This is a genomic window from Bacillus sp. LQ16, from assembly GCF_057784645.1.
Window position 1 is genome coordinate 132,100 of sequence record NZ_CM173491.1, and the last position, 17,901, is coordinate 150,000.

At 38.9% G+C, this 17,901-nt stretch carries 29 protein-coding genes (1 of these 29 only partly in view); 27 read left to right on the forward strand and 2 right to left on the reverse strand.

What is annotated here, in order from left to right; all coding sequences use genetic code 11:
* The first annotated feature begins 12 nt into the window (after positions 1–12).
* The 26 genes from rplE (at position 13) to AC3EMB_RS00855 (ending at position 15,801) form a co-directional block, all read left to right on the forward strand.
* Positions 13–552: a 50S ribosomal protein L5 gene (rplE, locus tag AC3EMB_RS00730; protein WP_001080829.1), complete on the forward strand. Its 540-nt coding sequence runs from the start codon at positions 13–15 to the stop codon at positions 550–552.
* Between the two features lie 33 nt (positions 553–585).
* Entirely contained in the window at positions 586–771 is a 186-nt protein-coding gene (gene rpsN, locus AC3EMB_RS00735; RefSeq protein WP_001085700.1) for a 30S ribosomal protein S14, read from the forward strand.
* Between the two features lie 29 nt (positions 772–800).
* Positions 801–1,199, forward strand: a complete 399-nt coding sequence (gene rpsH / locus AC3EMB_RS00740) for a 30S ribosomal protein S8 (protein ID WP_000245511.1) — start codon at positions 801–803, stop codon at positions 1,197–1,199.
* Between the two features lie 32 nt (positions 1,200–1,231).
* Positions 1,232–1,771 carry a 50S ribosomal protein L6 gene (rplF, locus tag AC3EMB_RS00745; protein ID WP_000086551.1) on the forward strand — a complete coding sequence of 180 codons (540 nt, stop codon included), beginning with the start codon at positions 1,232–1,234 and terminating at the stop codon, positions 1,769–1,771.
* A 33-nt stretch (positions 1,772–1,804) separates the two neighbouring features.
* A complete protein-coding gene (gene rplR, locus AC3EMB_RS00750; protein ID WP_000628818.1) occupies positions 1,805–2,167 on the forward strand; it encodes a 50S ribosomal protein L18 in 363 nt (120 codons plus the stop codon).
* Positions 2,168–2,188: 21 nt separating this feature from the next.
* Positions 2,189–2,689: a 30S ribosomal protein S5 gene (gene rpsE, locus AC3EMB_RS00755; protein WP_000554646.1), complete on the forward strand. Its 501-nt coding sequence runs from the start codon at positions 2,189–2,191 to the stop codon at positions 2,687–2,689.
* A gap of 13 nt (positions 2,690–2,702) precedes the next feature.
* Positions 2,703–2,885: a 50S ribosomal protein L30 gene (rpmD, locus tag AC3EMB_RS00760; RefSeq protein ID WP_001085233.1), complete on the forward strand. Its 183-nt coding sequence runs from the start codon at positions 2,703–2,705 to the stop codon at positions 2,883–2,885.
* 33 nt (positions 2,886–2,918) lie between these two features.
* The gene (gene rplO, locus AC3EMB_RS00765) at positions 2,919–3,359 is read left to right on the forward strand and encodes a 50S ribosomal protein L15 (RefSeq protein WP_000766083.1); all 441 of its coding nucleotides are present in this window, start codon (positions 2,919–2,921) and stop codon (positions 3,357–3,359) included.
* A complete protein-coding gene (gene secY, locus AC3EMB_RS00770) occupies positions 3,359–4,660 on the forward strand; it encodes a preprotein translocase subunit SecY (protein ID WP_000490118.1) in 1,302 nt (433 codons plus the stop codon). Before rplO ends, secY begins: the two co-directional genes overlap by 1 nt.
* Before the next feature lie 54 nt (positions 4,661–4,714).
* Positions 4,715–5,365 (forward strand): adenylate kinase, encoded by a 651-nt coding sequence (locus AC3EMB_RS00775; RefSeq protein WP_001048997.1) that lies wholly within the window; start codon positions 4,715–4,717, stop codon positions 5,363–5,365.
* Positions 5,365–6,111, forward strand: coding sequence for a type I methionyl aminopeptidase (gene map, locus AC3EMB_RS00780; RefSeq protein ID WP_000582539.1), 747 nt, complete (start codon positions 5,365–5,367; stop codon positions 6,109–6,111). Before AC3EMB_RS00775 ends, map begins: the two co-directional genes overlap by 1 nt.
* Positions 6,112–6,179: 68 nt before the next feature.
* Positions 6,180–6,398 (forward strand): translation initiation factor IF-1, encoded by a 219-nt coding sequence (gene infA, locus AC3EMB_RS00785; RefSeq protein ID WP_001029884.1) that lies wholly within the window; start codon positions 6,180–6,182, stop codon positions 6,396–6,398.
* Between the two features lie 35 nt (positions 6,399–6,433).
* A complete protein-coding gene (rpmJ, locus tag AC3EMB_RS00790; protein ID WP_000868344.1) occupies positions 6,434–6,547 on the forward strand; it encodes a 50S ribosomal protein L36 in 114 nt (37 codons plus the stop codon).
* Between the two features lie 21 nt (positions 6,548–6,568).
* A complete protein-coding gene (gene rpsM / locus AC3EMB_RS00795; protein ID WP_000090792.1) occupies positions 6,569–6,934 on the forward strand; it encodes a 30S ribosomal protein S13 in 366 nt (121 codons plus the stop codon).
* A gap of 24 nt (positions 6,935–6,958) precedes the next feature.
* Positions 6,959–7,348 (forward strand): 30S ribosomal protein S11, encoded by a 390-nt coding sequence (gene rpsK, locus AC3EMB_RS00800; RefSeq protein WP_000101797.1) that lies wholly within the window; start codon positions 6,959–6,961, stop codon positions 7,346–7,348.
* A gap of 180 nt (positions 7,349–7,528) precedes the next feature.
* Positions 7,529–8,473, forward strand: a complete 945-nt coding sequence (locus AC3EMB_RS00805) for a DNA-directed RNA polymerase subunit alpha (protein WP_000569643.1) — start codon at positions 7,529–7,531, stop codon at positions 8,471–8,473.
* 35 nt (positions 8,474–8,508) lie between these two features.
* Entirely contained in the window at positions 8,509–8,871 is a 363-nt protein-coding gene (rplQ, locus tag AC3EMB_RS00810; protein ID WP_000331490.1) for a 50S ribosomal protein L17, read from the forward strand.
* Positions 8,872–8,974: 103 nt separating this feature from the next.
* Positions 8,975–9,817: an energy-coupling factor ABC transporter ATP-binding protein gene (locus tag AC3EMB_RS00815; protein ID WP_000711762.1), complete on the forward strand. Its 843-nt coding sequence runs from the start codon at positions 8,975–8,977 to the stop codon at positions 9,815–9,817.
* The gene (locus AC3EMB_RS00820) at positions 9,793–10,674 is read left to right on the forward strand and encodes an energy-coupling factor ABC transporter ATP-binding protein (RefSeq protein WP_000406539.1); all 882 of its coding nucleotides are present in this window, start codon (positions 9,793–9,795) and stop codon (positions 10,672–10,674) included. The genes AC3EMB_RS00815 and AC3EMB_RS00820 overlap by 25 nt, the downstream gene beginning before the upstream one ends.
* Positions 10,662–11,456 carry an energy-coupling factor transporter transmembrane component T family protein gene (locus tag AC3EMB_RS00825; RefSeq protein ID WP_001186530.1) on the forward strand — a complete coding sequence of 265 codons (795 nt, stop codon included), beginning with the start codon at positions 10,662–10,664 and terminating at the stop codon, positions 11,454–11,456. The genes AC3EMB_RS00820 and AC3EMB_RS00825 overlap by 13 nt, the downstream gene beginning before the upstream one ends.
* Before the next feature lie 14 nt (positions 11,457–11,470).
* Positions 11,471–12,214 carry a tRNA pseudouridine(38-40) synthase TruA gene (truA, locus tag AC3EMB_RS00830; protein ID WP_002094238.1) on the forward strand — a complete coding sequence of 248 codons (744 nt, stop codon included), beginning with the start codon at positions 11,471–11,473 and terminating at the stop codon, positions 12,212–12,214.
* A 152-nt stretch (positions 12,215–12,366) separates the two neighbouring features.
* Complete coding sequence (gene rplM / locus AC3EMB_RS00835) at positions 12,367–12,804, forward strand: 50S ribosomal protein L13 (RefSeq protein WP_001260795.1); 438 nt, start codon at positions 12,367–12,369, stop codon at positions 12,802–12,804.
* A gap of 21 nt (positions 12,805–12,825) precedes the next feature.
* Positions 12,826–13,218: a 30S ribosomal protein S9 gene (gene rpsI, locus AC3EMB_RS00840; RefSeq protein ID WP_000079986.1), complete on the forward strand. Its 393-nt coding sequence runs from the start codon at positions 12,826–12,828 to the stop codon at positions 13,216–13,218.
* A gap of 162 nt (positions 13,219–13,380) precedes the next feature.
* Positions 13,381–13,809, forward strand: a complete 429-nt coding sequence (locus AC3EMB_RS00845; protein WP_001101005.1) for a DUF2521 family protein — start codon at positions 13,381–13,383, stop codon at positions 13,807–13,809.
* A gap of 66 nt (positions 13,810–13,875) precedes the next feature.
* Complete coding sequence (gene cwlD, locus AC3EMB_RS00850; protein WP_000822439.1) at positions 13,876–14,589, forward strand: N-acetylmuramoyl-L-alanine amidase CwlD; 714 nt, start codon at positions 13,876–13,878, stop codon at positions 14,587–14,589.
* Positions 14,590–14,733: 144 nt separating this feature from the next.
* Positions 14,734–15,801: an Mrp/NBP35 family ATP-binding protein gene (locus AC3EMB_RS00855; RefSeq protein ID WP_000256623.1), complete on the forward strand. Its 1,068-nt coding sequence runs from the start codon at positions 14,734–14,736 to the stop codon at positions 15,799–15,801.
* A 154-nt stretch (positions 15,802–15,955) separates the two neighbouring features.
* Here the strand turns inward: AC3EMB_RS00855 and gerD are convergent, their stop codons facing one another.
* Positions 15,956–16,573 carry a spore germination lipoprotein GerD gene (gerD, locus tag AC3EMB_RS00860; RefSeq protein ID WP_366988474.1) on the reverse strand — a complete coding sequence of 206 codons (618 nt, stop codon included), beginning with the start codon at positions 16,571–16,573 and terminating at the stop codon, positions 15,956–15,958.
* 139 nt (positions 16,574–16,712) lie between these two features.
* On the opposite strand from gerD, the gene kbaA reads away from it, so the two are divergent.
* Positions 16,713–17,324 (forward strand): KinB signaling pathway activation protein KbaA, encoded by a 612-nt coding sequence (gene kbaA, locus AC3EMB_RS00865; protein WP_488517399.1) that lies wholly within the window; start codon positions 16,713–16,715, stop codon positions 17,322–17,324.
* A 119-nt stretch (positions 17,325–17,443) separates the two neighbouring features.
* Here the strand turns inward: kbaA and pdaB are convergent, their stop codons facing one another.
* On the reverse strand, positions 17,444–17,901 hold the 3' portion of the coding sequence (gene pdaB / locus AC3EMB_RS00870) for a polysaccharide deacetylase family sporulation protein PdaB (protein WP_000464717.1). The gene runs 307 nt beyond the window's last position; the window shows 458 of its 765 coding nt (coding positions 308–765); its start codon lies off the right edge, out of view — the gene reads right to left on this strand; the stop codon is at positions 17,444–17,446.

Below are 17,901 nucleotides of genomic sequence, written 5' to 3' on the forward strand. Positions count from 1 at the left end.
GAGGTCACTTCATTGAATCGCCTTAAAGAGAAGTTCCAAAAGGAAATTACTCCTGCTCTAGTGAGCAAGTTTAACTATAAATCTGTGATGGAAGTACCGAAAATCGAAAAGATCGTAATCAACACTGGTGTTGGTGACGCGGTATCTAACTCAAAAGCTTTAGACAATGCAGTAGAAGAATTAACACAAATCGCAGGTCAAAAACCTGTTGTAACTCGTGCTAAAAAATCAATCGCTGGTTTCCGTCTTCGTGAAGGTATGCCAATCGGTGCGAAAGTAACTTTACGCGGCGAGCAAATGTATGAGTTCTTCGACAAATTAGTATCAGTTTCTTTACCACGTGTACGTGATTTCCGTGGTGTTTCTAAGAAATCATTCGATGGTCGTGGGAACTACACATTAGGTGTTAAAGAGCAACTTATCTTCCCTGAGATTGATTATGATAAAGTAAGCAAAGTCCGCGGTATGGACATCGTAATCGTTACTACAGCGAAAACTGATGAAGAAGCTCGTGAACTTTTAACACAATTCGGTATGCCATTCCAAAAATAATGGAAGCCAACGCTAAGTAGAGGAGGCGAAAACGTGGCTAAAAAATCTATGATAGCGAAACAAAAGCGTACTCCTAAGTTTAAAGTACAAGAGTATACACGTTGCGAACGCTGCGGTCGTCCGCATTCTGTATACCGCAAATTTAAACTTTGCCGTATTTGTTTCCGTGAACTTGCATATAAAGGTCAAATTCCTGGTGTTAAAAAAGCTAGTTGGTAAAACCCACAAATGGGAAGGAGGTAAAACACATGGTGATGACAGATCCAATTGCAGACATGCTTACTCGCATCCGTAATGCGAACATGGTACGTCATGAGAAATTAGAGGTTCCTGCTTCTAAAATCAAAAAAGAGATCGCTGAACTTTTAAAACGTGAAGGTTTCATTCGTGATGTAGAATACATCGAGGATAACAAACAAGGTATCCTTCGTATTTTCCTGAAATATGGTGCAAACAATGAACGTGTAATCACTGGATTAAAACGTATCAGTAAACCTGGCTTACGCGTTTACGCTAAAGCTGACGAAGTACCACGTGTACTTAACGGATTAGGTATCGCTCTTGTTTCTACATCTAAGGGAGTAATGACAGACAAAGACGCTCGTCAATTACAAACTGGTGGAGAAGTAGTAGCATACGTTTGGTAATATATATTTAAAACGAACGGAGGTGTGACCACATGTCTCGTATTGGTAAAAAGATTCTTGAAATCCCTGCAGGTGTTACTATTACAATTGCAGAAGACAATACTGTAACAGTAAAAGGCCCTAAAGGTGAATTAACTCGTAAATTCAATGCTGATATGTCTATCAAAATTGAAGAAAATACACTAACAGTTGAGCGTCCATCTGAACAGAAGGAACACCGTGCATTACACGGTACAACTCGTGCTTTAATCGGAAACATGGTTGAAGGTGTAACTGCAGGTTTCGCACGCGGACTTGAATTAGTCGGTGTTGGTTACCGTGCTCAAAAACAAGGAGATAAACTTGTTTTAAGCGTAGGTTATTCTCATCCAGTAGAAATGACTCCGGAAGCAGGTCTTGAAGTTGAAGTACCTGCACCAACTAAAATCGTAATTAAAGGTATCGACAAGCAACGTGTTGGCGAATTTGCTGCTAACATCCGTGCTGTACGTGCTCCTGAGCCTTACAAAGGTAAAGGTATTCGTTACGAAGGCGAAGTTGTTCGTCGTAAAGAAGGTAAAACTGCTAAGTAAACCCGTTAGGTGAGAGAAAGGAGTGACAAGAAAATGATCACTAAAGCTGATAAAAATGCGACTCGTAAGAAAAGACATGCACGTGTACGTGCTAAACTTACTGGTACTGCAGAGCGTCCACGTTTAAACGTGTTCCGTTCTAACCAACATATTTACGCTCAAGTTATTGATGATGTGAATGGTGTAACGTTAGTAAGTGCATCTACTCTTGATAAAGACCTTGCTCTTAACGGTACTAGCAATACTGAAGCTGCTACGAAAGTTGGAGAATCAGTTGCTAAGCGTGCTGTAGAGAAAGGCGTTAAAGAAGTAGTATTTGATCGCGGTGGTTACTTATACCATGGCCGTGTTAAAGCTCTAGCTGAAGCTGCTCGTGAGGCTGGATTACAATTTTAATGGTCAAAGGAGGGAAAATTGATGCATCGCATTGACCCAAGTAAATTAGAACTTGAAGAACGTGTAGTTACGATAAATCGTGTCGCGAAAGTTGTTAAGGGTGGTCGTCGTTTCCGCTTTGCTGCACTAGTTGTAGTTGGCGATAAAAACGGTCATGTTGGATTCGGTACTGGTAAAGCACAAGAGGTACCAGACGCAATCCGCAAAGCTATCGAAGACGCTAAGAAAAACTTAATCGCTGTACCATTAGTTGGTACAACAATTCCACACACAATCAACGGTCACTTTGGAGCTGGTGAAGTATTCTTAAAACCTGCTGCTGAAGGTACTGGTGTTATTGCTGGTGGACCTGTTCGTGCGGTACTTGAATTAGCTGGTGTACAAGATATTCTTTCGAAATCTCTTGGTTCTAACACACCAATCAACATGATTCGCGCTACTGTGAACGGATTAAGCGAACTTAAGCGCGCTGAAGATGTTGCAAAATTACGCGGTAAATCTGTAGAAGAGCTACTAGGTTAAGGAGGGAAAACAAATGGCGAAAAAGTTAGAAATTACCCTCACTCGTAGTGTAATTGGTCGTCCACAAGATCAACGTGCGACGGTAGAAGCTTTAGGTCTTAAAAAGTTGAATTCAACTGTAGTTAAGGAAGAAACTCCTGCTATTCTTGGTATGATCAACAAAGTTTCTCACCTTTTAACTGTAAAAGAAGCTTAAGGATAACTCATTAATATAAGGAGGTGCCTGGGAATGAAACTTCATGAATTAAAACCTGCAGAAGGTTCTCGTAAAGTACGTAACCGTGTCGGTCGTGGTATCGGTTCTGGTAACGGTAAAACTGCTGGTAAAGGTCATAAAGGACAAAACGCACGTTCTGGTGGCGGTGTTCGTCTTGGCTTCGAAGGTGGTCAAACTCCATTATTCCGTCGTTTACCAAAACGCGGCTTCACAAACATTAACCGTAAAGAGTTTACTATTGTAAACTTATCAACGTTAAATCGTTTTGAAGATGGTACAGAAGTAACACCTGAATTATTGCTGGAAACTGGCGTTATCAGCAAGTTAAACGACGGTGTTAAAATTCTTGCAAGCGGAGCAGTAGAGAAAAAACTAACTGTTAAAGCGCACAAGTTCTCTTCAAGTGCTAAAGAAGCAATTGAAGCAGCTGGCGGATCAGTTGAGGTGATCTAATGTTTCGTACAATCTCCAACTTTATGCGCGTTGCTGAGATAAGACGTAAAATATTATTCACTTTAGCGATGTTAATCGTATTCAGGATTGGCACGTTTATCCCAGTGCCATTTACAAATGGAGACGTACTGAAAGCACAAGACCAATTAAATGCTTTAGGTATTCTAAATACATTTGGCGGTGGCGCCTTGAAAAACTTCTCCATCTTTGCGATGGGAATCATGCCGTATATTACAGCATCCATCATCGTGCAATTATTGCAGATGGATGTTGTTCCTAAATTTTCGGAATGGTCGAAGCAAGGTGAAATGGGCCGTCGTAAACTAACGCAATTCACGCGTTACTTTACAATTGTTCTTGCGTTTATTCAGGGGTTTGGTATGTCAATCGGTTTTAACGGTATGGTAGGTGGGCAATTAATTTTGAATCCTGGTTGGAGCACTTATTTATACATTGCTACGGTACTGACTGCTGGTACTGCATTTTTAATGTGGTTAGGCGAACAGATTACAGCTAAAGGTGTGGGTAATGGTATTTCCATCCTTATCTTTGGCGGTATTGCTGCAGCGATCCCAAGTGTTATATCTCAAGTGTATCAACAACAGTTTCAAAATATCGGAGATCAATTGTTCATGAGTATCGTTAAAGTTGCATTGATTTTACTAGCTGTGCTAGCAGTTATTGTTGGTGTTATTTTCATTCAACAAGCTGTTAGAAAGATCCCAATTCAATACGCGAAGCGTGTAACAGGAGGGAATGGGAATCATGCTGGAGCACAAAACACACATTTACCGCTTAAGGTAAATAGTGCGGGTGTTATTCCAGTCATTTTTGCTGTTTCATTCTTAATTACGCCTCCAACTATTGCACAGTTCTTCCCGAAACATGATGTATCGCAGTGGATTATTGCAAACTTTAACTATTCTCACCCAGTGGGAATGATCATATATGTTGCGCTCATTGTAGCCTTCACATATTTCTATGCGTTTGTTCAGGTTAATCCAGAGCAAATGTCAGAGAATCTAAACAAGCAAGGTGGATATGTTCCAGGTATTCGTCCGGGTAAGAATACAGAACAATATCTAACAAAAATCTTGTATCGTTTGACCTTTGTAGGATCAATTTTCCTAGCAGCGATTGCAATCTTACCAGTTATCTTTACGAAATTGGGAAATCTTCCTCCATCTGCACAGATTGGTGGAACGAGTATGTTAATCGTTGTCGGCGTTGCTTTAGAAACAATGAAGCAGCTAGAAAGCCAACTGGTAAAACGCCATTACAAAGGGTTTATCAAGCAGTGAGTAAGTGGGAAGAACCATCTTCCCTACATGCTCATGTACTGAGGGGGAACAAGGATGAACTTAATTTTAATGGGGCTTCCTGGTGCTGGTAAAGGTACACAAGCCGAACAGATTGTAGCCAAGTATAACATCCCTCACATTTCAACAGGAGATATGTTCCGTGCAGCTATGAAGGCTGAAACTGAAATGGGTCTACAAGCAAAATCTTTTATTGATAAAGGTGCACTTGTTCCAGATGAAGTTACAATCGGAATTGTTCGTGAACGTTTAAGTCAAGAAGACTGCGTAAGAGGTTTCTTACTAGACGGTTTCCCACGAACTGTTGCACAAGCATCAGCTCTTGAAGAGATTATGAAAGATCTTGGCAAAAAAATCGACTATGTTTTAAACATTAATGTGGATTCAGGGTTGTTATTAAAACGCCTTACAGGCCGTCGCATTTGTAAAGAGTGCGGTGCGACTTACCACTTAGAATTCAATCCACCAGCAACAGCTGATGTGTGCGATAAATGTGGTGGCGAATTATACCAACGCTCTGATGACAATGAAGAAACTGTAGCAAATCGTTTAGATGTGAATATTAAGCAAACAAAACCTTTGCTTGATTTCTACGACGAGCTTGGTTACTTAAAAAGCATTAATGGTGAGCAAGATATCAATAAAGTATTTGCTGATATCGATGTTCTCATCGGAGGCTTAGCGTAATGATCATCTGCAAAACTCCTCGCGAGATAGAAATCATGCGAGAAGCTGGCAGAATCGTTGCTTTAACTCATCAAGAGTTGAAACAGCACATTACTCCAGGAATTACAACGAAAGAGCTCGATCAAATAGCGGAAAAGACGATTCAAAAATATGGTGCTACGCCATCTTTTAAAGGATACAACGGATTTCCGGGGAGCATATGTGCTTCTGTAAATGAAGAGCTTGTACACGGAATTCCAGGAAAGCGCAAGCTCAAAGAGGGCGATATCATCAGTATCGATATTGGTGCGAAATACAATGGGTACCATGGAGATTCTGCATGGACGTATCCAGTTGGAAACATTTCTGAATCTGTTCAAAAGCTACTTGATGTCACAGAAAAATCGTTGTATCTTGGTCTAGAACAAGTAAAACCAGGCGAGAGATTATCAAATATCTCACATGCGGTTCAAACCCATGCTGAAGAGAATGGATTCTCGATCGTTAGGGAGTATGTTGGTCACGGAATCGGGCAAGACTTACATGAGGACCCTCAAATCCCGCACTATGGTCCACCAAATAGAGGCCCTAGATTAAAGCCGGGAATGGTCATCTGTGTTGAGCCGATGGTGAATCAAGGAAGACGATATGTAAAAACACTATCTGATGACTGGACAGTGGTAACGGTAGATGGTAAATGGTGTGCCCATTTTGAGCACACGATTGCTCTTACAGAAGCAGGATACGAAATCCTTACCACTTTATAAGTAGCTGGCTCTCCGGGATTTCAGAGCAGTGTAAAATGTTACTGATTTGAAGAAGGGAGAACTATTGAATGGCTAAAGATGATGTAATTGAAGTCGAAGGTACCGTTCTTGAAACGTTGCCAAATGCTATGTTCAAAGTAGAATTAGAGAATGGGCATGTCGTATTGGCTCACGTTTCTGGTAAAATCCGTATGAACTTCATTCGTATTTTACCAGGAGACAAAGTTACGGTAGAATTATCTCCGTACGATTTAAATCGTGGTCGTATTACGTACCGTTTTAAATAATATAGCACTCCGTAATCTTTAAGGAGGTTCGAGACATGAAAGTAAGACCGTCAGTTAAACCAATCTGCGAAAAATGTAAAGTTATTCGTAGACGTGGAAAAGTAATGGTTATTTGTGAAAACCCTAAACATAAACAAAAACAAGGTTAATCAGAAGGAGGTGCATTCAGAATGGCACGTATCGCAGGTGTAGATATTCCTCGAGACAAACGCGTTGTTATTTCTTTAACTTACGTATTCGGCATTGGTCGCACAACTGCTGAAAAAATTCTTACTGAAGCTGGTATTTCTTCAGAAACACGAGTTCGTGATTTAACGGAAGACGAATTAGGACGTATCCGTGATGTTATCGATCGTATTAAAGTTGAGGGAGACCTTCGTCGTGAAGTATCTCTTAACATTAAACGTCTAATGGAGATCGGTTCTTACCGTGGTCTTCGTCACCGTCGTGGTTTACCAGTTCGTGGTCAAAATTCTAAAAACAATGCTCGTACACGTAAAGGTCCACGTCGTACAGTAGCAAATAAAAAGAAATAATAAGTAAAGGAGGTTGAACTAACAATGGCACGTAAAACAAACACTCGTAAAAAACGTGTGAAAAAGAATATCGAAGCTGGTATAGCTCATATTCGTTCTACTTTCAACAACACAATCGTAACACTTACAGATACTCACGGTAACGCGCTTTCTTGGTCTAGTGCTGGTGCACTTGGTTTCCGTGGATCTCGTAAATCTACTCCATTCGCTGCGCAAATGGCTGCTGAAGCTGCTGCTAAAGTTGCAATGGAGCACGGTTTAAAAACTTTAGAGGTTACTGTTAAAGGTCCTGGTGCTGGTCGTGAAGCTGCAATTCGTGCTCTTCAAGCTGCAGGTCTAGAAGTAACAGCAATTAGAGATGTTACTCCAGTTCCTCATAATGGATGTCGTCCGCCAAAACGTCGTCGTGTGTAATTTTTCTGTATAGAATTTTCCCTTTTGTCTATAATGGATATGATGCATTATCGAGAAATTTCGTACAGAAACATCGCTTGTTGTGCACAATCGGGAACTGCCTAAGGGGGACTTTCGGTTAGACAGGGGTTATACCTTTGTTTAACCGGGGTTTCGACGTTTTGAAGGAGGGTTTAGTTAATGATTGAAATCGAAAAGCCGAAAATCGAAACGGTTGAACTTAACGAAGATGCTAAATATGGTAAATTCGTAATTGAACCGCTTGAGCGTGGATATGGTACTACTTTGGGTAACTCCTTACGTCGTATTCTTTTATCCTCACTCCCTGGTGCCGCTGTTACTGCTATCCAAATCGATGGCGTATTACATGAATTTTCAACAGTTGAGGGCGTAGTAGAAGACGTTACGACGATCATCTTAAACTTGAAAAAGTTAGCTCTTAAAATCTACTCTGAAGAAGAGAAGACGTTGGAAATTGATGTGCAGGGCGAAGGTATTGTCACAGCTGCTGATATTACTCACGATAGTGATGTAGAAATCTTAAATCCAGATTTACACATTGCAACGTTAGCAAAAGATGCGCATTTCCGCGTGCGTTTAACTGCAAAGCGTGGCCGTGGGTATACGCCAGCTGATGCAAATAAAAGCGAAGATCAACCAATAGGAGTAATTCCTATTGATTCTATTTATACTCCAGTATCACGTGTGACTTACCAAGTGGAAAAGACACGTGTCGGACAAGTGGCTAATTATGATAAGCTTACGCTTGATGTATGGACGGATGGAAGCATCGGGCCAAAAGAAGCTATCTCTTTAGGTGCCAAAATCTTAACTGAGCATTTAAATATCTTTGTTGGTTTAACTGATGAAGCACAAAATGCTGAGATTATGGTCGAGAAGGAAGAAGATCAAAAAGAGAAAGTTCTTGAGATGACTATCGAAGAACTAGACCTTTCTGTTCGTTCTTATAATTGCCTAAAACGTGCAGGAATTAATACTGTACAAGAGCTTGCGAACAAAACAGAAGAAGATATGATGAAAGTTCGTAACTTAGGACGTAAATCCTTAGAAGAAGTTAAACATAAACTTGAGGAATTAGGTTTAGGTTTACGTAAAGACGACTGAGGATTTAAACCCATGAACAAAGGAGGGAACTACGAATGGCATACAGAAAATTAGGCCGTACAAGTGCGCAACGTAAAGCTATGTTACGTGACTTAGCTACTGATTTAATTATCAACGAGCGCATCCAAACGACAGAAACTCGTGCAAAAGAACTTCGTTCTGTAGTGGAAAAAATGATCACTTTAGGTAAACGCGGAGATCTTCATGCTCGTCGTCAAGCAGCAGCTTTCATTCGCAATGAAGTAGCTAACGCTGAGACTGGTCAAGATGCACTTCAAAAATTATTCGCTGATGTAGCTCCACGCTATGCTGAGCGCCAAGGCGGATACACTCGTATTGCAAAAATTGGTCCACGTCGCGGAGACGCAGCACCAATGGTAATTATCGAGTTAGTATAATGATAATTAAAAGGGCAGGACAGTTCTTTTCAAGAAACTGGTCATGGCCCTTTTTTTTAAATATAAAAATAGGCGAGCTTGGCGAAGGAAAGGGTGCCTTCTATTGAAAAAAGAGAAACTTCGGATAGGAAATATATCATTTCAATATCCTGGGGCAGCCACGTATGCATTAAAAGATGTTTCATTTTCCTTATATGAGGGAGAATGGGTATCTATTATTGGACAAAACGGTTCAGGAAAGTCTACACTTGCAAAATTATTGAATGGTTTGTTTTTGCCGGAAGCAGGGACTATTACAGTAAATGATTCAATGGTTTTATCAGAGGAAACGGTATGGGATGTTCGAAAACAAATTGGAATGGTATTTCAAAATCCAGATAATCAATTTGTTGGAACAACAGTGCAAGATGATGTTGTATTTGGCTTAGAGAATATCGGAATGCCCAGAGAACAAATGATTGAAAGATTAGAACAGGCCTTACGACTTGTCCGTATGGAAGATTTTCTTAATGATGAGCCTCATTCCTTATCTGGTGGGCAAAAGCAGCGAGTGGCAATAGCGGGCGTTTTAGCACTTCAGCCATCTATTTTAATATTAGATGAAGCAACGTCAATGTTAGATCCTCAAGGAAGACGTGAAGTAGTAGAAACGGTTAGACAACTTGTTAATCAAAAAGGTATTACTGTGTTATCAATTACGCACGATTTAGAAGAAGCGGCACAGTCAGATCGTGTCATTATTTTAAATAAGGGAGAAATATTAGAGGAAGGGACTCCAGAGAAAATTTTCAAGTCCTCTCATATGCTCCAAGAAATTGGCTTAGATGTACCGTTTTCGGTGAAAATAGCAGAATTATTAAAAAGAAATGAAATTATTTTGCAAAATACGCATCTTACAATGGAAAGCTTGGTGAACGAACTTTGGAGATTACATTCCAAAAAGTAGAACATCGTTATCAATATAAAACTCCATTTGAAAGACGCGCGCTTTATGATGTAGACGTGTCGTTTCCAAGTGGGGGCTATTATGCCATTATCGGTCATACTGGTTCAGGTAAGTCGACGATGATTCAACATTTAAATGGTTTATTGCAGCCGACAAATGGTACAGTTCAAATTGGTGAACATTTGATTTCGGCAGGAAAGAAAGAAAAAAAGCTAAAGCCACTACGTAAAAAAGTAGGGGTTGTCTTTCAATTCCCAGAACATCAGTTGTTTGAAGAGACTGTGGAGAAAGATATTTGTTTCGGCCCTACTAATTTTGGGGTATCTGTAGAAGAAGCGAAGCAAAAGGCAAGAGAGGCAATTGAACTTGTAGGGTTAGAGCCAGAACTGTTAACACGTTCACCGTTTGAGTTAAGTGGCGGGCAAATGAGGCGTGTTGCGATAGCGGGTGTATTGGCGATGGAACCTGAAGTGCTTGTATTAGATGAACCTACAGCAGGGCTAGATCCAAAAGGGCAGAACGAACTTATGCAGATGTTTTATAAGTTGCATAAGGAGAAGGGGCTTACAGTTATCCTTGTAACGCATAATATGGAGGATGCCGCTCAGTATGCGGAGCAGATTGTAGTTATGCATAAAGGAACGGTCTTTTTGCAAGGAAGTGCAGAGGAAGTATTTTCACATGCTGATGAACTAGAGAAAATTGGTGTGGATCTTCCTATGTCATTAAAGTATAAACGTGCAATTGAAGAGAAGTTTGGTATTTCAATTCCAAAGGCTACCTTATCTTTAGAGGATCTTACTCATGAAGTTGTGCAGGTGTTACGAAAAGGTGGTCATGAATCATGCAGCAGTTGATTATTGGGAGATATATCCCGGGGAATTCACTTATTCATCAACTTGATCCACGTACGAAGCTGCTGATTGTCTTTTTATATGTATTTGTTGTTTTCTTAGCAAATAATGCGATTTCATATGGATTTTTATTTTTATATGCACTCATTGCTTTATTTTTTGCAAAAGTGCCGATTCGTTATGTACTTTCGGGCTTAAAACCAATTTTATGGATTTTTCTTTTTACATTTTTCCTGCATATTTTTACAAATAAAGAGGGGGATGTACTACTCCAGCTTGGTTGGTTTTCGATACATGAAAAAGGATTAGAGCAAGGGATATACATTTCTGTACGATTCTTCGTTATTATTTTAATGACGACATTATTAACGTTAACGACGACACCTATTGAAATTACAGATGGTTTGGAGACGTTATTAAAGCCGTTGAAGCGTATAAAGGTTCCTGTTCATGAAATCGCATTAATGATGTCAATTTCTCTTCGTTTTATTCCGACATTAATGGATGAAACGAGTAAAATAATGAAAGCACAAGCATCACGTGGTATTGATTTCGCTGGGGGACCGATAAAAGATAGAATGAAAGCTATTATCTCACTGCTTGTTCCTCTGTTTATCAGTGCTTTTAAGCGTGCAGAGGACTTAGCTATTGCGATGGAAGCTCGTGGATATCAAAGTGGTGAAGGACGTACTAAATTTAGGCAACTACGCTGGAAAACAAGCGATACAGTAACGATTGTAAGCTTATTTTGTTTAGCTTGTATTTTGGCATGGGTGCGATCGTAATGGAGAATAGAGAAATGGATAGAATAAAATGTACGGTTGCATATGATGGCATGCATTTTTGTGGTTATCAAATTCAGCCGAAGCATCGTACTGTTCAACAGGAGATAGAAAAAGCATTACAGAAATTGCATAAGGGAGAACTTGTTCGTGTTCAGGCATCTGGTAGAACAGATTCTACGGTTCATGCAAAAGGACAAGTCATACACTTTGATACTCCTTTGTCTCTTGAAGAGTGGCAATGGAGTAACGCTTTAAATACAATGTTGCCAGATGATATTGTTATTAGGCAAGTAGAGAAAAAAACAGAAGAATTTCATGCACGTTACGGTGTTGAGAAAAAAGAATATCGTTATCGTGTATTATTATCGAAGACTGCGGATGTATTCCGTAGAAATTACGTATATCAATATCCATATCCGCTCGAAATCAAAAAAATAAGAAAAGCAATTCCGTATTTTATTGGAACGCATGATTTCACTTCTTTTTGTTCGGCAAAAACTGACAAAAAAGATAAAGTGCGAACAATTTATGAAATCGAGTTAATTGAGCAAGACGATGAATTAATTTTTCGTTTTGTAGGTAATGGATTTTTATATAATATGGTCAGAATTATTGTTGGTACGTTACTTAACGTAGGGCAAGGAAAGCTTGATCCTGATAGCATTCCAGAGATTTTAGCGAAACAAAATCGTCAGTTTGCTGGAAAGATGGCTCCAGGTCATGGGCTTTACCTATGGGAGGTAAACTATAACAACTAATCCTGGTGTAACATTTGCTTGACATTAGAAACTCAAAAGTATATCATAACATATGGTATTGTTTCTAAAACCACGATTAGCCCCGGAAGGAAATCGTGTTTAAGATAAACAATAGATTTTTTCTATGGAAAAGATAACGAGGAGGGAAACACATGCGTACGACTTTTATGGCAAAAGCTAACGAAGTTGAGCGTAAATGGTATGTGGTTGATGCTGAAGGTCAAACTTTAGGTCGCCTATCTACTGAAGTAGCATCCATTTTACGTGGTAAAAACAAACCTACATTTACACCACACGTTGACACGGGTGATCATGTAATTATTATTAACGCTGAGAAAATTCATTTAACAGGTAATAAATTAAACGATAAAATTTACTACCGTCACACTAACCACCCAGGTGGACTTAAGCAGAGAACAGCTCTTGAAATGCGTACAAACTACCCTGTACAAATGTTAGAGCTTGCAATTAAAGGCATGCTTCCAAAAGGACGCTTAGGCCGTCAAGTTTCTAAGAAACTTAACGTGTATGCTGGAGCAGAGCATCCACACCAAGCACAAAAACCAGAAGTTTACGAACTTCGCGGATAATTAATTAAAGGAGGGCTTACTTTGGCACAGGTTCAATACTATGGCACTGGACGTCGTAAGAGTTCAGTAGCGCGCGTACGCCTAGTTCCAGGCGAAGGACGCGTTATCATTAACGGTCGTGATTTTGAAAACTATATCCCATTTGCTGCATTACGTGAAGTAGTGAAACAACCTCTAGTTGCAACAGAAACTTTAGGTAACTACGATGTACTTGTAAACGTAAATGGTGGTGGATACACTGGTCAAGCTGGTGCTATTCGTCACGGTATTTCTCGCGCTTTATTAAAAGCTGATCCAGAATACCGTCTAACACTAAAACGTGCAGGTCTATTAACTCGTGACGCACGTATGAAAGAGCGTAAAAAATACGGTCTTAAAGGCGCACGTCGTGCACCTCAGTTCTCAAAACGTTAATTTTTGCGAACTACAAACCCCAACCATTTTGGTTGGGGTTTTTTTATGTTTCATTCCTCTTTTGTAATTTTTATAGCTTGGAATATTTTAGTGCTACCGCCGCGCGTATGCTTCTTCTTTAGAAGTTTAGACTAATACGTATTAGGGAGGTTTATAAGTACTATGAATGTCATTGTCAGCTTACAAGAAAAACAAAAAGAAAAGCAGTTAAAATACGAGCGGAAGATGTTGCGGGAATTATCATTAAAAACATTACGCTCAAATATTCGTGATGCCTTTCAAATGCAAGAGCTTCATCGTCAGTATGAAGATTACTGTATTGAATTAGGGATAGAATCTTATTTATTAGGAGCGAGATATAGTAAATTTGGTTATTATGGTGAATCGTTTTTTGATGTGAAATATAGAGCTTTAGAAGAAGAACAACAATTAACTGAAACGCTATTTCAATTTTTAACGAGTATGACTATGCGAGAAATAAAGTTGAAAGATGAGGAATTACTTTTTGAATCTTGTCAGCAGTTTATAGGATTGTGGTGGCAAGAAGGGTATGAAAAAGGTGAAAGAAGATATCGATTAAAGCTTCATTAAGACAAGCATAAACTTTCCTTTTGTCCCATATAAGTAATTAGAGGGACTAGCTGGAGGAGGAAAGGTATGAAGAGAATTCGAATTATCTCTTTTGCACTCGCTGCGGTTGTATTGTTTTTTTTAGTCAAACAAGAATTTCAAATTACAAAATCGTGGCGAGCTTGGAATTTACCCTTATCAGGGAAAGTAATTGTATTAGATGCAGGTCATGGTGGACCAGATGGAGGGGCTGTTGGAGGAAAGGATATTATAGAAAAGGATATTACGCTTGAAATTACAAAAAAGGTACAAGACTATTTACAAGAACAAGGTGCACTAGTTATTTTAACGCGTGAGGGAGATTATGATTTAGCTAACAAAGATACAAAGTCATATAGTAGACGTAAAGCAGAGGATTTAAAAAAACGTGTAGAAATCATCAATAAACCTGATGTAGACTTTTTTGCAAGTATTCATTTAAATGCTTTAACTAGTAGTGGATCGAAAGGTGCACAAACGTTCTATTACCGCTCTTCAATTGAAAATGAACGTGCTGCAAAATTTATACAGGCTGAATTGAGAACAAGTTTAGAGAACACGAATCGTTCTGCTAAGACAATTTCGCATGTGTATTTATTAAAGTATTCTAAAACACCAGGTGCTTTAATTGAAGCCGGCTTTTTATCGAATGTGAACGAAAGGTATATGTTAAATTCGGAGAAATATCAGCAAAAGGTAGCAGCTGCAATATACCGGGGTATATTACGCTATTTCACGGAAAAAGGAAATCCTCCAGAATAAGGAGGATTTTTTTGAGTTTCTCTCGTTAACGAAGTTTTCGGAAAATATGTTATACTGGAAATGTAAACGCATTTATTTCAAGAATAAGCAGAGATAAATTCAATTAACATTACGTTATTTTTCATACAGGGGGCTGGGCTAATTATGGTAACGAAAGAACAAGTGGTTGAAGCGTTAGAAGGGATTGTAGATCCGTTTTTACATAAAACATTAAAAGAAACAAGTGCAATTAAAGAGGTAACAGTCAAGCCTGAGAAGGAACATGTGAGTGTCAAAATTGCAATCGTAAAAACTGGTACAGCGGAACAAATGCAGTTGCAGTCTGGAATTGTAAAGTTATTAAAAGAACTTGGAGCAGCAACAGTTGGACTTCGTTTTGCAGAATTTACAGAAGAGGAATTAGCTCAGTTTGCACCAGAACAAGAAGCAGAGCAAAGTGAATCTTTATTGTCACCAAATTCAAAAACGACATTCTTAGCAGTAGCGAGTGGAAAAGGTGGCGTGGGAAAATCAACCGTTTCCGTTAACCTTGCAGTTGCTTTAGCTCGTTTAGGAAAAAAAGTTGGTATTATTGATGCGGACATTTACGGTTTTAGTGTGCCAGACATGATGGGGATAGAAAAACGTCCCATCGTAAGAGGTGATAAGATAATTCCGGTGGAACGTTTAGGTGTAAAGGTAATCTCAATGGGCTTCTTTGTAGAGGATAATGCACCAGTTATTTGGAGAGGACCTATGCTTGGGAAAATGTTAAACCACTTCTTCACAGAAGTAGAATGGGGCGATTTAGATTATTTAGTATTAGATTTGCCACCAGGCACAGGTGATATTGCGTTAGATGTGCACTCAATGTTGCCATCTTGCAAAGAGATTATTGTAACGACACCGCATCCAACAGCTGCGTTTGTAGCAGCGCGTGCTGGAGCGATGGCATTACGCACTGAACATAGTATTCTCGGTGTTGTTGAGAACATGGCATATTTTGAAAGTAAGGTAACTGGTGAGAAAGAATATGTATTTGGAAGAGGCGGGGGAGATAAGTTAGCTACCGAACTACAAACAAATGTTCTTGGGCGTATTCCACTGCAACAACCCGATTGGAATAAAGAAGACTTTGCTCCTTCAGTATATGAGGATACACATACAACCGGCATTATTTATAGTAAAATAGCTGAAACAGTAATTGATAAAACAGCTGTTACACAAAAATAAAGCGAAACTTTAATCGGTGGGGTTCATCTGTTACTGGCAACAACTAGTAAACCTTTCGCTTAACTAGAGGGCCATTTTGTCTGTTAATAGCAAGATAAAGTAATAACGAGTGGACAATTTATACATTGTCCACTCGTTATTATAGTTATTATTTTCACTGTTCTTCCTTCTTTTCGCCTTGAGAACTGCCATCACCGCCTGCTTCTTTCTTATCAGATCCACCTTTTTCAGCCTTTTGTACACCTTTACTAATGATATCAATCATCTTGGCTTGGAAGAGTGGACTTTCAGCAGTTTCTGTTAGTACTTGTTGTAGATATTGACGGTATTCTTTACTCTTCATTGTTTGTAACATCATTTTTTCTACTTCAGGATTTTTCATAATTTCTATAACGCCTGCTTGGTATTCAGGGTCTTTTAATAAGGTTTTCATTAATTGGGTTTGTTCTTTCCCCATACTTTTAGCAAACTTTGATGAGAACTCAGGATCTTTAAAGAGCTTTTCCCAGAATTGTTGCCCTTTATCGGATACCATGGCATCTTCAATCGTTTTCTTTACTACTGTTTCATCTAGTATGAGTGCTTGTTTCATTTTTTCATCAGTTAATACATCTTGAATAGCTTTCTTACCTTGATCTGTTTTTAAAATATCAACAATCATTTTCTTTGTTTGATCGTAATCTAGTTCGGATTTCGTTTCTTTTCCTTGTGCGCATGCTACAAGTGCGATAAGTAGAAAAGAAGAAACGAAAATGAATAGTATCCGTTTCATAAGTTGGAACTCCTTTCAGCACAGTTCTCTCTTTTTAATATAAATATCTTTAAGGAATTTATACATGAACATGGCTAGCTTTTTGAAATTGTCATTGATACAATTTAATTAGAAATATAAGGATAATGGGGGATGTGTTGTGAATAGCCGCAAGTGGGTACGACTATTTTTAACGACGTTGTTTCTTGGTGGGATTAGCACAGTTATTATTGGTTTTGTTTTGGAGTGGGACAGGTATGATGAATTTTTTCAAAATTTAGACGTTAAGGAGATTTTAGCGGTATCTTTCTGGTTGATGGGTGTAGGATTTATTTTTAGCGTTATAAGTCAAATGGGATTCTTTGCATATTTAACAATCCATCGTTTTGGACTAGGGATGTTTCGCTCATCGTCTTTATGGAATGCAGTCCAGCTCTTCTTTATTGCATTCGTATTATTTGATTTTGTGTATTTAAGATCTGTACTTATTGCAAATGGGGAAATCTCATTGGGGAATAACATACTTGTTGCTGGAATTTTATTTGTGTTTGGAGCAATTGTTGCTTATGTAAAAAGTAAAGAAACAAATAAAAAAGCATTTGTGCCAGCTCTGTTCTTTATGGTTGTTGTAACGATTCTTGAATGGGTACCGGCGCTTCGGATTAATGATACAGATTGGTTATATTTAATGGTTATACCGCTATTGTTATGTAATGCATATCAATTACTTGTATTACATCGTTTAATCGGAAAAACGAGTAAATCTGCTTAATAGAGAGAGGTTTTATATATCAGCAGTTATATTACTGGAAATGGTGTGATTAAAAAAGCTCTACCACCTTTTTGAAAGGTAGTAGAGCTTTTTATACGTGAAGAGTAGTAGGGACGAAGCTATTTCACATCTTCACTTTTCGTACTTGTGTTGGAAATAAGTTGTGATACGGATATTTGCTCATATCCATCACTTTTTAATTTTTGCAGGAGCAGCGGTAAAGCTCTATTTGTTTGAAGGGCAGAATCGGATGCGTGTAATAAGACAATATCTCCACCTTTCAAATTATTGGAGACGGTGGAAACGATGTGATTTACACCTGGGTTTTTCCAATCGTTGGAATTGTTACTCCAATGCACGACGGTGTATCCAAGTGATTCTGCAATTTTAAGGGTTGCCTTGTTAAATTCGCCACTAGGTGGACGTAACAGCTTGACTTGTTTTACCCCAAGTTTTGTAAAAACATCTTGTGCTCGTAAAAGGTCTCGTCTTATTTCATTCGTCTCTAGAGAAGTGTAGGATGTGTAATTGTAACCCATACTACCAATTTCGTGTCCATCTTTCATGATGCGCTCTA